Source organism: Mitsuokella apri (assembly GCF_047974105.1).
Taxonomy (GTDB): Bacteria; Bacillota; Negativicutes; order Selenomonadales; family Selenomonadaceae; genus Mitsuokella.
Window position 1 is genome coordinate 218805 of sequence record NZ_JBHYRS010000003.1, and the last position, 14126, is coordinate 232930.

The following is a 14126-nucleotide window of genomic DNA, read 5'->3' on the forward strand; positions in this document are numbered from 1 at the left end:
TAAGTATCAGGGGGGAACTCTCATGGAAAATACGAAGATGATTGGCAAGGCGAAAAAGGGACTGCACGGAGAAATCGTGATTCCCGGCGATAAGTCCATTTCACACCGCAGCGTCATGTTTTCGGCACTGGGCTCGACACCTGTGCATATCACGAATTTCCTGCACGCACAGGACTGCCTGTCAACGGCGGCCTGCATGCGTGCACTCGGAGCAGATGTCAACTTCATATCCGATACGGAACTCACGGTCTGCGGTCATGGCCTGCACGGCTTGCAGGAACCTTCTTCTATCATCGATGCAGGAAATTCCGGTACGACTCTGCGCCTCATGATGGGAATTCTCGCGCCGCAGCCGTTTCTGACGACGTTTACGGGCGATGCTTCATTGCACAAACGCCCGATGGGCCGCGTGATTAAGCCGCTTCGTCAGATGGGCGCAAAGATTTTTGGCCGCGAAAATAATACGAAGCTTCCTATCACAATTGTGCCGGCAGGAGAAAAACTGCATGGCATGGTCTATGAAAGCCCTGTAGCGAGTGCTCAGGTCAAATCGGCCATCCTGCTCGCCGGCATGTACGCCGACGGCGCGACAACGGTCGTTGAGCCGTTCACATCGAGGGACCATACGGAACGCATGCTTGAGGCGTTTGGCGTGCACACAGAGAAAAAGGGTACAGCTGTGACCATTCAGCCGGTACAGGAATTTACGGCGCCCGAAGCTATCGAAGTGCCGGGCGATATCAGTTCGGCAGCTTATTGGCTGGTAGCCGGTGCCATTGTGCCGCAGAGCAGACTGCTGCTCAAAAATGTCGGCGTCAATCCGACGCGCACGGGCATTCTCGATGTTCTGCAGGATATGGGCGCAAAAATCTCGCTTGAAAATGAGCGTACGAGCGGCGGCGAAGCCGCAGCGGATATTCGCGTGGAAGCTTCGAAGCTCCATGGTGTCTCGTTTGGCGCAGAAATCATGCCGCGCCTGATTGATGAAATCCCGGTCATCGCCGTGGCCGCACTCTTTGCGGAAGGCGATACCGTGATTACGGGGGCCGGCGAGCTGCGCGTCAAGGAGACTGACCGCCTGCAGGCTATTACGGATGAATTCAACAAGCTGGCACCGGGTTCTGTAGAAGCCAGTGCTGATGGCCTCGTCATTCACGGCGGCACAAAGGTCAAAACGGGCTCCTGCTTCTCCTATGATGACCACCGCATGGCCATGTCACTGGCCATTCTCGGCACAGCCGGCGAAGGCGCTGTCATCGAAAAACCGGAATGCGTGAATATCTCGTATCCGGCTTTTTACAGCACACTGGCCAATCTGCAGGCATGACAATTGACGCGGAAGAACAGGAAACTGGGACAACAGATATTTATTTTGCATTTGGGGGAATCAGTCTTGAAAAAACTCGTAGTAGCAATCGACGGTCCGGCCGGCGCGGGCAAAAGCACCGTGGCCCAGCTGGCAGCGAAGGAGCTCGGCTATACATACATCGATACAGGCGCGATGTACCGCGCTGTTGCCTGGAAAGTCCTGCAGCAGGGCGGTGAGGTGACGGATGAGGCCATTCTTGCGGTTGTGCCGGATATCGATGTGGACCTTGCCTATGAACAGGGCAAAACGACTGTACGCGTCGATGGTGTGGATGTCACGAGCGAAATCCGCACGCCGGCTGTCAGCCATATTGTCTCGAAGGTCGCAGCCCTTGGCCCTGTGCGCGAGAAGATGGTCGCGCTGCAGCGCAAAATGGCAGAGCGCGGCGGTGTGCTCATGGACGGCCGTGACATTGCCACAAATGTTCTGCCGAATGCCGATGTCAAGATTTATTTGACGGCTTCCATTGAAGAAAGAGCCAAACGCCGCTATAAGGAACTTTGCGATAAGGGCATGGATGTCAAATTGGCGGACATTCAGCACGATATCGCCGCGCGCGACAAGGCCGATATGGAGCGTGAAATCTCGCCGCTCGTACAGGCCGACGATGCGGCGCTGCTCGATACGACAGGTTTGACGATTCCTGAAGTTGTCGCTAAGATTGTCGGAATGTGCAGGTGATTCGATGCTGTATACGATTTTGCGCGTCATTTTCAGTCTGCTTTTTGGCATCGTCTTTCGCACAAAGACGTATGGCAAAGAAAATCTGCCTAAAGAAGGTCCCGTCATCCTTGCCGCCAATCATCTGAGCAACTGGGACCCGCCGCTTTTGGCGACATTCATCCTGCGTCCCGTCAGCTACATGGCCAAGATTGAACTCTTTGAACATCCGATTTTTGGCGCGGCCATCCGCAGCTGCCATGCCTTTCCCGTGAAGCGCGGTGCCGCAGACCGCGGCGCCATCAAGGCAGCGCTTCAGGTTCTGAAAATGGGGCATGTGCTCGGACTTTTCCCTGAGGGTACGCGCAGCAGGGATGGCCATCAGCACAAGGCTGAAGCCGGAGTTGGCCTCATCGCGGCGATGAGCGGCGCTCCTGTCGTGCCAGCCTGCATCATCGGTACGGACCATATTTTCCAGAATGGCGGCTTTCTGCCAAAACTTCGCGTTGCCTATGGCAAGCCCATGTATTTTACGGGGGACCGGCGCGACAAGGAGCAGCTCGCGGCTTTTTCTCAGGAAATCATGGCCCATATCGCCAAAATGCGGGAAGAAATTGAAAAAATTTCATAAAACCATTTGCCTGACGCCCTTATGCATGATATACTAGGCTATAGATTGTAAAAAAGCCTTTTGGGCGTCTTTACAAGAATATGATTTATGGTGGTAGATGTATGGAAGTCATCTTAGCAGATTATCTTGGCTTTTGTTATGGCGTCAAGCGCGCGATAAAGATTGCCAGAGAAAATGCTTCCGCAGACGGGACCTCCTGTACACTCGGACCCATCATCCATAATCCGCAGATGGTCGACCGGCTGCGCCGCGAGGGCGTTGGTTCGGTAAATCATTTAGAGGATATGGAGAAGGGAACGGTCATCATCCGCTCGCATGGCGTAGGCCCGCAGGTCTATGAAGAGGCGAAGGAGCGCGGCCTGAATCTTGTGGATGCAACGTGTCCGCATGTCAAGAAAGCGCAGCTTTCCGCCAAAGAGCTCGTGGATGAAGGGTACAGTGTGGTCATCATCGGAGAAAAGGAACATCCGGAGGTCAAAAGTATTTTTGAATGGTCTTCGGGCAAGGCACAGATCATCGAGACGGAGGAAGAAGCAGAAAAGCTTGAACCCTGCGGCAGACTCGGCATCGTGTGTCAGACGACATTTTCAGGAGCGCGCTTCCGGCAGATTGTCATGCGTCTTCTGGAGAAGTCAAGGGATATCAGAATCCTGCGAACCATCTGTACGGCGACAGACCAGCGACAGGCCGCTGCCATAGATCTTGCTAGCAAGGTTGACCTCATGCTGGTCATCGGCGGCAAGAACAGTGCCAACACGACAAGGCTTGCACAGCTTTGTTCCGAGAAGTGCCTGACTTACCATATCGAAACTGCAGCGGAGCTGCGGGACGAGTGGTTTGACAAAATAAAAAAAATTGGTATTACAGCTGGTGCTTCAACACCGGACTGGATTATCAAGGAGGTATATAAAAAGTGTCAGAACAGATGAACATGGAAGAATTATTAGCGCAGGAGTCCCTGCCGGATCTCCAGGAACGCACCACTGTAAAAGGTAAAGTCGTTCAGGTGAACCGCGACGAGGCTTATGTCGATATTGGATACAAGCAGGAGATTCCTATCCCGAAGCGCGAGCTGGCTTATCCGGCTCCGGAATCCGCAGAGGATGTTGTTAAGGTTGGCGATGAGATTGAAGTTTTCATCGTATCCCTTGGCGGCGACAACGGCGGCATTCTCTCCAAGGTAAAAGCTGACCGCATGGTCGCTTGGAAGGAAATGGAGAAGAAGAAGGAAGCAGATGAGACGGTTCAGGCTCATATCACTCAGGTAGTCAAGGGCGGCCTTGTTGCTTCCGTTGAAGGCCTGCGCGGCTTCATTCCGGCATCCCAGATGGAACTCCACTTCGTCAAAGATCTGTCCGTTTATGTCGGTCAGACGGTTGATGCCAAGATCATCGAGATCGATGTTCACAAGCAGCGCCTCGTTCTTTCCCGCCGTGCTATTCTCGAAGCTGAGCGCGCTAAGAAGGAAGAAGAAGTCTTCTCCACGCTCGAAGCTGGCCAGACGGTACGCGGTACGGTTAAACGCCTCGTTGATTACGGTGCTTTCATCGATATCGGCGGCGTAGACGGCCTCGCTCACATCTCCGACCTCGCTTGGCACCGCGTTAAGCATCCGTCGGATGTTCTCGAAGTTGGTCAGGAACTCGACGTTTACGTCAAGAGCGTTGACCCGGAGACGAAGCGCATTTCGCTGTCCGTTAAAGACACGATGCGTGACCCGTGGTATGACCATGCTGAGAAGTACAGCGAAGGCCAGATCATCGAAGGCAAAGTCATCAAACTGACGGACTTCGGTGCCTTCATGGAAATCGAGCCGGGCTTTGACGGCCTGATCCCGATGGGCGAACTCGCTGACAAGCGCATCGAGCGCGCTGACGAAGCCGTTCATGTCGGTGATGAAGTACGCGTCAAGATCCTGCGCATCGACACGAAGCGCAAACGTATCTCGCTGTCCATCACGAAAGCTCGTGACTAATAGGACGCCTGCGTTCAAAAATAAGATATGACATTCTGAGGAGTGATGATTTATGCATCACTCCTTTGTTTGTAGTGTAAGAGAGTAAAAAAATGAGCAAATATTATCCGGGAATCATCCTGCGCGTCCATCCTGGAAGCCTTGCCGAAGAACTCGAGCTCGTGCCGGGTGATAAGATCCTTGAAATCAATGGGCAGGGACTGCGCGATATCATCGACCTGAGCTTTGCCATGGCGGACGAGGAAATCGATATGCTTGTCGAGCACAAAGACGGTGAGCAGGAAATGATTTCCTTTGAAAAGGATTTCGATGAAGAGCTCGGCGTCGAATTCGAGTCGGCTGTTTTTGACGGCATCCGCAATTGTGCCAATCACTGCTATTTCTGCTTCGTTGATATGATTGCACCGAATATGCGTCAGAGTCTCTCCATCAAGGACGATGATTACCGCCTGTCCTTTCTTTATGGCAACTTCGTCACCATGACGAATATGGGGCCGAATGATTTTAAGCGCATCAAACAGTTTCATCTGTCCCCGCTCTTTGTCTCTGTGCAGTGCATGAACCCAGAACTGCGCGCACAGATGCTGCGCTGCCCCGGTGCGGCAAGGATCGCCGAGCAGCTCGACAATCTGGAAGAGGCAGGGGCGGACTACCACACGCAGGTCGTGCTCTGTGCCGGCCTCAACGATGGTAAGGAACTCGAGCGCACGATTCGTGAAGTCGTGGCCCGCCGGCCGCATGCGCTTTCGCTGGCCATCGTGCCGGTCGGCATCACGAAGTACCGCACGGACCCGTTCCCGCTGCATCAGTTCGACGCAGAGGGGGCTGCCCGCGTCATTGATGAAGTCGAAAAATGGCAGAAAAAGATTCAGGAAGAAGAGGGACGCACGTTCATTTACCTCGGCGATGAATTTTATTTCCTTGCCGGCCGCCCTGTGCCGCCTACGGAGTTTTACGATGGTTTCCCTCAGCTCGACAATGGCATCGGCCTCACGCGCAATTTCATCAACGACTGGCAGCAGGAAGCAAAGACAGAGGCAGGGGAGCTTGCTGCGCAGGAAGTGCTTCATCTCGATGTCGTGACAGGTACAGCTGTGGCTCCTGTCATGCGCGAGCTCGCGGCGCAGGCAGAAAAGAAACTGCCGCATCTCAAGGTGCGCATTGTGCCGGTCGTCAACCATCACTTTGGTCCGACGGTCAACGTTTCAGGCCTGCTGACTGCGCATGACATCATTGCAGAGCTTCAGGAACTTCCGGGAAAGCGCGACGGCATTTTGATTCCGGAGTCTGCGCTGCGTTCGGGCGAGGACATCTTCCTCGATGATGTGAGCCTTGCGGAGATGCGGGAAAAGTTTCCTGAGAGCCGCATCGAGCCGGTGCAGACAGGGGCGGACTACTACAAGGCCTTGTTTGACTGGCCGCATTATGCTAAGCGCCGTGCCGGTGAGACGGCCTATATGTGGCAGAGCAATGCGGGGTACACGAAGAATATCCAGTACTGATACAGATTTACGAAGTTAATTTTTTATAGAAAGAGGGATGAATATGAGCAAACCAATCGTGGCGATTGTCGGCCGCCCGAATGTCGGCAAATCCACGCTGTTCAACCAGATTGGCAAGAAGCGTGTCTCAATTGTCGATGATATGCCGGGTGTTACGCGCGACCGCATCTATCTCGATGCCGAATGGCTCAACAAGCATTTCACGATGATCGATACAGGCGGCATTGAATTTGACGAGAGCAATCACATCCTGAAATCCATGCGTCAGCAGGCCCAGCTGGCGATGGATGAGGCCGATGTCATCCTGTTTCTCGTCGACGGCCGTGCCGGCCTGACAACGGCGGATGAAGAAGTCGCACGTTTGCTGCGCAATACAAAGAAGCCGGTCATTCTGGCCGTCAACAAGATTGACAGCCCGCAGCGCGCGATGGATGTCTACGAGTTTTACAATCTCGGCCTTGGCGACCCGATTCCCATCTCGGCTTCGAATGCCATGAACCTCGGCGACCTGCTCGATGCGATTGTCGCGGCTTTCCCGAAAAAAGAGGAAGAAGTCAAAGATGAAGATGAGATCAGCATCGCAGTCATTGGCCGTCCGAATGTCGGCAAATCCTCTATTGTCAATGCCATTCTCGGCGAGGAGCGCGTCATCGTCAGCGATGTGCCGGGCACGACGCGCGATGCCATCGATACGCATTTCACGAAAGATGGCACGAAATTTACTTTGATCGATACGGCCGGCATGCGCCGCCGCGGCAAAATTGACGAGCCCGTCGAGCGCTACAGCGTCATGCGTTCGCTGCGCGCCATTGACCGTGCCGATGTCGTCCTGATGATGATCAATGCCTTCGAGGGCATTACCGAACAGGACAAGAAGATTGCAGGGTATGCCCATGAGTCGGGCAAGGGAGTCGTCATCGTTGTCAATAAGTGGGATATTTACCCGAATAAGGATGACAAGTCGACCCTGCGCTTTACGGACGAACTGCGCGACAAGCTCGGCTTTCTGCAGTATGCCCCTGTGCTCTACACGTCGGCCCTTACTGGACAGCGCGTGACGCGCGTGACGGAACTTGTCAAATACGTCGCAGAGCAGCAGGCCATGCGCATCAAGACGAGTGTTTTAAACGAGCTCATCCGCGATGCCGTGTCCATCAATCCGCCGCCGATGCACCGCGGCCGTCAGCTCAAGATTCTCTTCATGACGCAGACAGATATCTGCCCGCCGAAATTCATCATTTTCGTCAATGATCCGGACCTCATGCACTTTTCGTATCTGCGCTTCATCGAGAACCGCCTGCGTGAGCAGTTTGGCTTTGAAGGGACGCCGCTGCGCCTCATCGTGCGTGCACGCAAAGAGGAGGAGGATTATTGATGACTGCTGTCATCCTTGTCTGCCTCGCAAGCTACCTGCTTGGTTCCATCCCCAATGGCCTTGTCTTCGGCAAACTCATCTGGCATATCGACCTGCGCGAGTACGGCAGCCACAACATTGGCGCGACAAATGCCTGGCGTACACTCGGCAAGGGACCGGGCTTTTTGATTTTCCTGCTGGATTTCCTCAAGGGGGCGATTAGTGTCTTTCTTGCAGAGACTTTCGTGGGAACACCGCTTTTGATGGTTGTCGCCGGCATTCTTGCCATTTTCGGTCATTCGTGTTCGCTCTTTCTCCACTTCGAAGGAGGCAAGGGCGTGGCGACAGGCCTTGGCGTCATTGCCATGCTCATGCCGGTGCCGAGTCTCATCGTCTTTCTTGTCTGGCTCGTCATTGTCATGATTACGAAGTATGTTTCGCTGGGCTCCTGTGTGGCCGCAGCGCTGGTGCCGGTTCTCGCCTATGTCTGGCATTATCCGCTGCCCTATACGATTTTTGGCGTTCTGGCCGCGGCCTTTATCATCATCCGCCACAAGTCGAATATCGTCCGCCTGCTCAATGGCACGGAAAATAAAATTCATGCCGGTCATCGCGATTAAGCATCATAATGATAACGTTTACAGCCTGTTCATGCAGGCTGTTTTTTTATTTTTCGCATGTAACAAGTTAACATTTTGTGAAATATATCCTTATATTTTGGACAAATACGGAAATTTCATTGGCATTTGTGCACATCTTATGGTATACTATCCTTTGTCAAAAGATTAGTATCCATTGGAGGCGTAATATATGAACAACGATAAAAGCGGTTTTTTCCTTGTTCGTGAGGAGATCCTGCCAGAGGCAATTAAGAAGACGATTCGTGTCAAGGAGATGCTCAAGCGCGGCGACGCCCGCACCATCAACGAAGCGGTAGAAAAAATGGAGCTTTCGCGCAGTGCGTATTATAAGTACAAGGATTATGTTTTCCCGTTCTATGAGGCCAGCCAGAATAAAATCGTCACGCTGACGCTGCTCTTAGAACACAAAAAAGGAGTCCTGTCGAGCGTGCTCAATACGATTTCGGCAGATTCGGGCAGCATCATGACCATCAATCAGGGCATTCCTCTTCAGGGGGTTGCCAATGCGACGGTCTCAATTGAGACGGCCAATCTTTCGGTTGACCTTGAAGCCCTGCTCGACAAACTGCGCATGGTCGATGGTGTCAAACGTCTCGAAGTTCTTGGTCAGTCCTAAGGAGAGAAGGTGTGTCGGATGGATAAAGTCATAAAGGTTGGTCTGCTCGGGTCCGGTACGGTCGGATCCGGCGTCATTAAGGTGCTCGAGATGAATCGTCCCCAGATTACGGAACGCGTCGGCACACCGATTGCTATTAAAACAGTTCTGGTGCGCGATACGAAGAAACCGCGTCCTTATCTCGGCAATGTCAACCTGACGGATAATATTGAAGAGATTCTGAATGACCCTGAGATTGATGTCGTGGTTGAGCTCATGGGCGGCATTCATCCTGCCCGCGAATATATGCTGCGGGCAATGGAAGCTGGCAAGAGTGTGGTAACGGCCAATAAGGACGTCGTGGCACAGTTTGGCAAGGATATGTTTGCCATGGCTGAAAAGAAGGATGTCGATTTCCGCTTTGAGGCCAGTGTCGGCGGGGGCATTCCCATTATCACGCCGCTCAAGCAGTGCCTGACGGCCAACCGCATTACGGAAATTCTCGGTATCGTCAATGGCACGACGAATTACATGCTGACAAAGATGACGGAGTGCGGGGCAGATTACGATACCGTACTCAAGGAAGCACAGGCAAAGGGCTATGCTGAGGCCAATCCTTCGGCTGATGTCGATGGCCTCGATGCGGCCCGCAAGGCTGCCATCCTCGCTTCCCTGGCGTTTAATACGCGCGTCGAGCTCAAGGATGTATCCGTTGAGGGCATCACGAAAATCACGCCAGATGATATTGAATATGCCAAAGACCTTGGCTATGTCATCAAACTGCTCGCCGTCGGCAAGGATACGGACGAACACGGCGTCGATGTACGCGTTCATCCGGTCTTCCTGCCCAAGACGCATCCGCTGGCTTCTGTTAACGGCGTTTATAATGCCATTTTTGTGCGCGGCAATGCCATTGGCGAGGCCATGTTCTACGGTCAGGGCGCAGGCTCCCTGCCGACGGCTTCGGCTGTTGTCTCGGATATCATCGATGTGGCACGCGACATCATCAACCGCACGTTTGGCCATGTGCGCTGCACGTGCTATGAACAGAAGAAAATCTGTCCGCTTGACAAGACCTCTTCTTCTTACTATGTGCGCCTGCTCGTCGACGACAAACCGGGCGTGCTCGGTGCCATCGCCACGGCTTTTGGCGATGCCGGTGTCAGCCTGAAATCGGTCATTCAGACACGCCGCAACGTGGTCGACCATGCTGAAATCGTGGCCATCACGCATCTTGTCAAGCACAAGCGCATCGAAAAATCCCTGGCAGCACTCAAGGATTTGCCGGTGGTTGACGAAATCCGCAATGTGATTCGCGTCGAAAATGAGGAACGGGGGTAAAACATGGCAGAAAAAAGTATACGCGTCCGCGTTCCCGGAACGAGCGCCAACTGCGGTCCTGGCTTTGACTGTCTTGGCCTTGCCTGCACCGTCTACAATGACCTGGAACTTCGTCTGACGCATGAACCGGGCCTTTCCATCACGATGACAGGCGAGGGCGCGACGAATATTCCCTGTGACAATCACAATATTGTTTGGCGCTCTGCCCAGTATTTGCTGGAAAAAGCAGGCAAGGACCGCGATTACCGCGGTGCCGTCATTCACATGGAAAACCGCGTGCCTCTTTCGCGCGGCCTTGGCAGCTCGGCTACCGCCATCGTCGCGGGCCTTACGGCGGCCAATGCCCTCATTGGCAATCCTTTCAACCGCCGCGAACTTTTGCAGTTCGCGACGGATATCGAGGGACATCCCGACAATGTGGCACCGGCCATTTTTGGCGGCTTTACGGTCAATGCGGTCACGAATGGCCGCGTCGACTGCTTCAGCTTTCTGCCGCGCTTCCGCATGAAATTTGTCGTAGCTGTACCAAATTTCCCGCTTTCGACGCGCATGGCCCGCAAGGTCCTGCCAACGGAAGTGCCGATGAAGGATGCGATTTTCAACATCGGGCGCGCTTCGATGCTCGTCGCAGCTCTGACGCGCGGCAATGAGCGCTATCTGCGCCTCGGCCTCGACGATGCCCTGCACCAGCCGTACCGCGCTGAGCTCATTCCGGGCATGTACGATGTCTTCAAGGCGGCCTGCCGTGCCGGCGCTGCCGGCGCAACGCTCAGCGGCGCCGGTCCCTGCCTCATCGCCTACGTGCTTGAGCGCCGTCATGCCGAGGAGAAAGTCGGTAAGGCCATGCTTGAAGCTTTTAAGAAGCACGATGTCGAGGCACGCATTTTGACGCTTGACCTCGATACACACGGTGCGCAGATATTAAAAGAATGAATTAAGATAAAAGGGGCCTATAGAGCCCCTTTTTTTGCTGGAGGAGAAAACATGACAGAAGCGGAATTTGCTGAAATCTTGCAGCAGCATGGAGCCCGCCTTTTTATTGTTGGCGGCTGGGTGCGCGATTTTTTCCGCAAGGTCCGGCCGCATGACAAGGACTATATGGTTTCAGGGATTGCGGAAGAAACATTTCAAGAGCTTTTTCCGAAGGCACAGAAAGTCGGACGAGGCTTTCCCGTTTATCTCGTGCAGATTGAGGGTACGGCCTGTGAAGTGGCTTTTGCGCGCAGGGAAAAAAAGGAAGGACAGGGATACCGCGGGTTCCGCGTCTCATATGATCCTTCGGTGACCGTAGAGGAAGACCTTTACCGGCGCGATACAACGATGAACAGCATGGCCCTGGAACTGCCGGCCAAGAAGCTCATTGACCCATATCACGGCCGTGAGGATATCGCTGGGCAAAAAATACGCGCTGTTTCCGCCCATTTCACGGAAGACCCCGTGCGGGCCCTGCGGGCGGCGAGGCAGTCTGCGGAGTTCGGCTTCACGATTGCGGAGGAAACCTACCATTATATGGCTGTCTGCCGCGAAGAACTGCGGCAGGAGCCGCCGGAGCGCATCACCTCCGAACTGCGCCGTGCGCTGCAGTCGCCGCATCCTTCTTTTTTCTTTCGGGCTTTAGAGAAGGCTGACATTCTCGATGTGACATTTCCGGAGCTCTTTCACCTGATTGGCAAAACCCAGCCGCCTGAATATCATCCGGAGGGAGATGCCTTTGAGCATACGCTGCTTGTGCTTGAGGAGACGGCGAAACGGACAAAGAATACGGCCGCGCGCTTTGCTGCACTCGTTCACGACCTTGGCAAGGGTACGACGCCCAAAACAATGGAACCGCATCATTACGGCCACGAAGCGAGAGGGCTTGCGGAGCTTGCCAAGTGGGACAAACGGGTGACGCTGCCGAAGGAATGGCTGCGCGCAGGAAATTTCGTCATCGAGCAGCATATGCGTGCACCGCTGCTCAGGAAAACGGGCAAGATTGCGGCCCTGCTGCTCGCCATCGACAAACAGTGCTCCGTATTGAGCTTTGCGGACTTTAACGCCGTGATTTTGGCGGACCATCACAGTCTGCCGGCTTATCTCATGCATGGCGAAGAGCTGGTCAAAAAGATGAAAGGCATTCGCGGTCAGAACGCGCCGGCGGGTCTGAAGGGGCCGGCCGTGGGAGACTGGATTTTTTCCCGTCAGGTGCAGGTCCTGCAGCAAATACTGCGAGGTTCTGCTTTGCCCGAAACAAGCAAAAAATAGAAGGATTTTGCTAAAGAGAAAGAAATCTTCCTGTTCAAGGCAGGAAGATTTCTTTTTTTCACGAATAAATCAAAATAGAACGTGAATTAAAATAGACAAATCAGGAAGGAGATATTTCAATTTCCTAAAACACGAGACAGGGGGAAGGTAATATGGCTATTATCGTGCCTTATAAATCCGTTAAACCGAAAATCCACGAAAGTGTTTTTCTGGCACCTACAGCGGTCGTAGCTGGCGATGTCACGATGGAGGAAGGCTGCAGTGTCTGGTTCGGTGCCACAGTTCGCGGTGATTTTCAGCCCGTCCATATTGGCAAAAATACCAACATCCAGGAAAATGCCGTCGTGCACGTCATGTACGAACATCCGACAGAGATCGGAGAGGGCGTCATCATCGGGCATAATGCCACTATTCACAGCAAGAAAATTGGCGACCATACGCTCATCGGCATGGGGTCCATTATTCTGGGCAACACGGAGATCGGTGAAAACGTGGTCATCGGTGCCGGCACCATCATTGAGCGCGACCGCAAGATTCCGCCGAATTCGCTCGTCTACGGACGTCCTGCACAGATTATCCGCGGTCTGCGCGATGACGAGATTGAAGCACTTAAAGAGTCAGCTTTGAGTTACCGCAGGGTGGCTCAGGAATATAAAGCAGAATTGTTGTAAGGGGATTTTAGAGAATGGAAAAATCAGCTATGGAAAGAACACTCGTATTAGTCAAACCAGATGCTTTTGCAAAACACCATGCCGGAGAAATCATCAAACGCTATGAGGACGAGGGCTTCCGCATTCTGGCGATGAAGCTCCTGAAGATGGACGAGCGCCTTGCCTCCATCCATTACGAAGAGCACATCGGCCGTCCGTACTATCCTGACCTCGTGGGCTTCATGACGTCCGGTCCGCTCATCGCCATGGTGCTCGAAGGCGAGAATGCCATCGCCCGCGTGCGCAAAATAAACGGCAAGACGAATCCGAAAGACGCAGAAGAAGGCACTATCCGCAAGCAGTTTGCCGCTTCCGGACGCCGCAATGCCGTCCATGCGTCGGACAGCCCGGAAAGCGCTGCCCGTGAGATTTCCATTTTCTTCAATCAGACGGAGATTTATGACGAGGAATATCATGTAGAAGGGGATGACTGATATGTCCATCACGACGAAAACCGGCGATCAAGGCGAGACGAGCCTTTTGACCGGTGAACGCGTCAAAAAGAGCGGCCTGCGCGTCGATACGTATGGCACGCTCGATGAGCTCGATTCCGTGCTCGGTTTAGCCCGTGCTTTTGCGGATAAAGAGGATGTAGCAGAGCGCATCCTGCAGCTGCAGAAGAAAATGCCGGTACTCATGGCAGATTTTGCCAGTGTGGGCCAAGAGCCGCGCATCACGCAGAACGATGTCCGGGAACTGGAAGGCTGGTGCGATGAAATCGAGGATGACCTGCCCGAGGAACATGCCTTCATCATCCCGGGAGAGTCTCAGAGCGGCGCGATGCTTGACCTTGCGCGCACGACGGCCCGCCGCGCAGAACGCTGTGCCTGGCGTCTCGCAGCCATGGAAAATGTGGCGGAGAGCGATATGATTTATCTCAACAGGCTGTCGGACTACTGTTATCTGCTCATGCGTCTCGAAGAGGATATCTACGAGGACGATTGAGCAGAAACAGCCAGTCGGTCTTGATATGAAAAGCTTCTGTTTTTGCTTTTTGCGGACAGAAGCTTTTTTTTATGCTACGGTTTTCATAGATTTCAGGCAATCTGGCAGGAAAATTCTGACTTTCCGCGAATATAGAACACATAAGTGAAAATAAGAAGT

General features: G+C 53.6%; 15 protein-coding genes. All 15 read left to right on the forward strand.

The genetic code is table 11. The features are described 5' to 3' along the window. Positions 1 to 22 precede the first annotated feature (22 nt). Complete coding sequence (gene aroA / locus ACE419_RS05995; RefSeq protein ID WP_432646222.1) at positions 23 to 1327, forward strand: 3-phosphoshikimate 1-carboxyvinyltransferase; 1305 nt, start codon at positions 23 to 25, stop codon at positions 1325 to 1327. Between the two features lie 66 nt (positions 1328 to 1393). Next, positions 1394 to 2050, forward strand: a complete 657-nt coding sequence (cmk, locus tag ACE419_RS06000) for a (d)CMP kinase (protein WP_432646221.1) — start codon at positions 1394 to 1396, stop codon at positions 2048 to 2050. A 4-nt stretch (positions 2051 to 2054) separates the two neighbouring features. After that, the gene (locus tag ACE419_RS06005; RefSeq protein WP_432646220.1) at positions 2055 to 2660 is read left to right on the forward strand and encodes a lysophospholipid acyltransferase family protein; all 606 of its coding nucleotides are present in this window, start codon (positions 2055 to 2057) and stop codon (positions 2658 to 2660) included. 101 nt (positions 2661 to 2761) lie between these two features. Continuing rightward, on the forward strand, positions 2762 to 3589 hold the full coding sequence (ispH, locus tag ACE419_RS06010) for a 4-hydroxy-3-methylbut-2-enyl diphosphate reductase (RefSeq protein WP_432646218.1): 828 nt from the start codon (positions 2762 to 2764) through the stop codon (positions 3587 to 3589). Positions 3590 to 3591: 2 nt separating this feature from the next. Further along, a complete protein-coding gene (gene rpsA, locus ACE419_RS06015; protein ID WP_432646217.1) occupies positions 3592 to 4635 on the forward strand; it encodes a 30S ribosomal protein S1 in 1044 nt (347 codons plus the stop codon). Positions 4636 to 4727: 92 nt separating this feature from the next. Next, on the forward strand, positions 4728 to 6137 hold the full coding sequence (locus ACE419_RS06020; RefSeq protein ID WP_432646216.1) for a DUF512 domain-containing protein: 1410 nt from the start codon (positions 4728 to 4730) through the stop codon (positions 6135 to 6137). A 43-nt stretch (positions 6138 to 6180) separates the two neighbouring features. Then, positions 6181 to 7512 (forward strand): ribosome biogenesis GTPase Der, encoded by a 1332-nt coding sequence (der, locus tag ACE419_RS06025; protein ID WP_435721349.1) that lies wholly within the window; start codon positions 6181 to 6183, stop codon positions 7510 to 7512. Then, on the forward strand, positions 7512 to 8111 hold the full coding sequence (plsY, locus tag ACE419_RS06030) for a glycerol-3-phosphate 1-O-acyltransferase PlsY (RefSeq protein ID WP_435721350.1): 600 nt from the start codon (positions 7512 to 7514) through the stop codon (positions 8109 to 8111). Before der ends, plsY begins: the two co-directional genes overlap by 1 nt. A gap of 190 nt (positions 8112 to 8301) precedes the next feature. Continuing rightward, positions 8302 to 8748: an ACT domain-containing protein gene (locus ACE419_RS06035; protein ID WP_295635359.1), complete on the forward strand. Its 447-nt coding sequence runs from the start codon at positions 8302 to 8304 to the stop codon at positions 8746 to 8748. 18 nt (positions 8749 to 8766) lie between these two features. Continuing rightward, complete coding sequence (locus ACE419_RS06040) at positions 8767 to 10068, forward strand: homoserine dehydrogenase (protein ID WP_435721351.1); 1302 nt, start codon at positions 8767 to 8769, stop codon at positions 10066 to 10068. Between the two features lie 3 nt (positions 10069 to 10071). Further along, a complete protein-coding gene (thrB, locus tag ACE419_RS06045) occupies positions 10072 to 11001 on the forward strand; it encodes a homoserine kinase (protein ID WP_432646211.1) in 930 nt (309 codons plus the stop codon). 51 nt (positions 11002 to 11052) lie between these two features. Further along, entirely contained in the window at positions 11053 to 12312 is a 1260-nt protein-coding gene (locus tag ACE419_RS06050; protein WP_435721352.1) for a tRNA nucleotidyltransferase/poly(A) polymerase-related protein, read from the forward strand. 152 nt (positions 12313 to 12464) lie between these two features. Continuing rightward, the gene (locus ACE419_RS06055) at positions 12465 to 12983 is read left to right on the forward strand and encodes a gamma carbonic anhydrase family protein (RefSeq protein ID WP_435721353.1); all 519 of its coding nucleotides are present in this window, start codon (positions 12465 to 12467) and stop codon (positions 12981 to 12983) included. A gap of 29 nt (positions 12984 to 13012) precedes the next feature. Next, positions 13013 to 13456, forward strand: a complete 444-nt coding sequence (gene ndk, locus ACE419_RS06060; protein WP_432646207.1) for a nucleoside-diphosphate kinase — start codon at positions 13013 to 13015, stop codon at positions 13454 to 13456. Between the two features lies 1 nt (position 13457). Continuing rightward, entirely contained in the window at positions 13458 to 13967 is a 510-nt protein-coding gene (locus ACE419_RS06065) for a cob(I)yrinic acid a,c-diamide adenosyltransferase (RefSeq protein WP_435721354.1), read from the forward strand. The last annotated feature ends 159 nt before the right edge of the window (positions 13968 to 14126 follow it).

What these genes read in the sequence shown, in the direction of transcription:
- ispH (WP_432646218.1), top strand. Translation starts at nt 2,762, where the DNA reads ATGGAAGTCATCTTAGCAGATTATCTTGGCTTTTGTTATGGCGTCAAG.
- ndk (WP_432646207.1), top strand. Translation starts at nt 13,013, where the DNA reads ATGGAAAGAACACTCGTATTAGTCAAACCAGATGCTTTTGCAAAACAC.
- ACE419_RS06020 (WP_432646216.1), top strand. Translation starts at nt 4,728, where the DNA reads ATGAGCAAATATTATCCGGGAATCATCCTGCGCGTCCATCCTGGAAGC.
- plsY (WP_435721350.1), top strand. Translation starts at nt 7,512, where the DNA reads ATGACTGCTGTCATCCTTGTCTGCCTCGCAAGCTACCTGCTTGGTTCC.
- thrB (WP_432646211.1), top strand. Translation starts at nt 10,072, where the DNA reads ATGGCAGAAAAAAGTATACGCGTCCGCGTTCCCGGAACGAGCGCCAAC.
- ACE419_RS06055 (WP_435721353.1), top strand. Translation starts at nt 12,465, where the DNA reads ATGGCTATTATCGTGCCTTATAAATCCGTTAAACCGAAAATCCACGAA.
- rpsA (WP_432646217.1), top strand. Translation starts at nt 3,592, where the DNA reads ATGGAAGAATTATTAGCGCAGGAGTCCCTGCCGGATCTCCAGGAACGC.
- ACE419_RS06050 (WP_435721352.1), top strand. Translation starts at nt 11,053, where the DNA reads ATGACAGAAGCGGAATTTGCTGAAATCTTGCAGCAGCATGGAGCCCGC.
- ACE419_RS06040 (WP_435721351.1), top strand. Translation starts at nt 8,767, where the DNA reads ATGGATAAAGTCATAAAGGTTGGTCTGCTCGGGTCCGGTACGGTCGGA.
- ACE419_RS06005 (WP_432646220.1), top strand. Translation starts at nt 2,055, where the DNA reads ATGCTGTATACGATTTTGCGCGTCATTTTCAGTCTGCTTTTTGGCATC.
- aroA (WP_432646222.1), top strand. Translation starts at nt 23, where the DNA reads ATGGAAAATACGAAGATGATTGGCAAGGCGAAAAAGGGACTGCACGGA.
- ACE419_RS06035 (WP_295635359.1), top strand. Translation starts at nt 8,302, where the DNA reads ATGAACAACGATAAAAGCGGTTTTTTCCTTGTTCGTGAGGAGATCCTG.
- ACE419_RS06065 (WP_435721354.1), top strand. Translation starts at nt 13,458, where the DNA reads ATGTCCATCACGACGAAAACCGGCGATCAAGGCGAGACGAGCCTTTTG.
- der (WP_435721349.1), top strand. Translation starts at nt 6,181, where the DNA reads ATGAGCAAACCAATCGTGGCGATTGTCGGCCGCCCGAATGTCGGCAAA.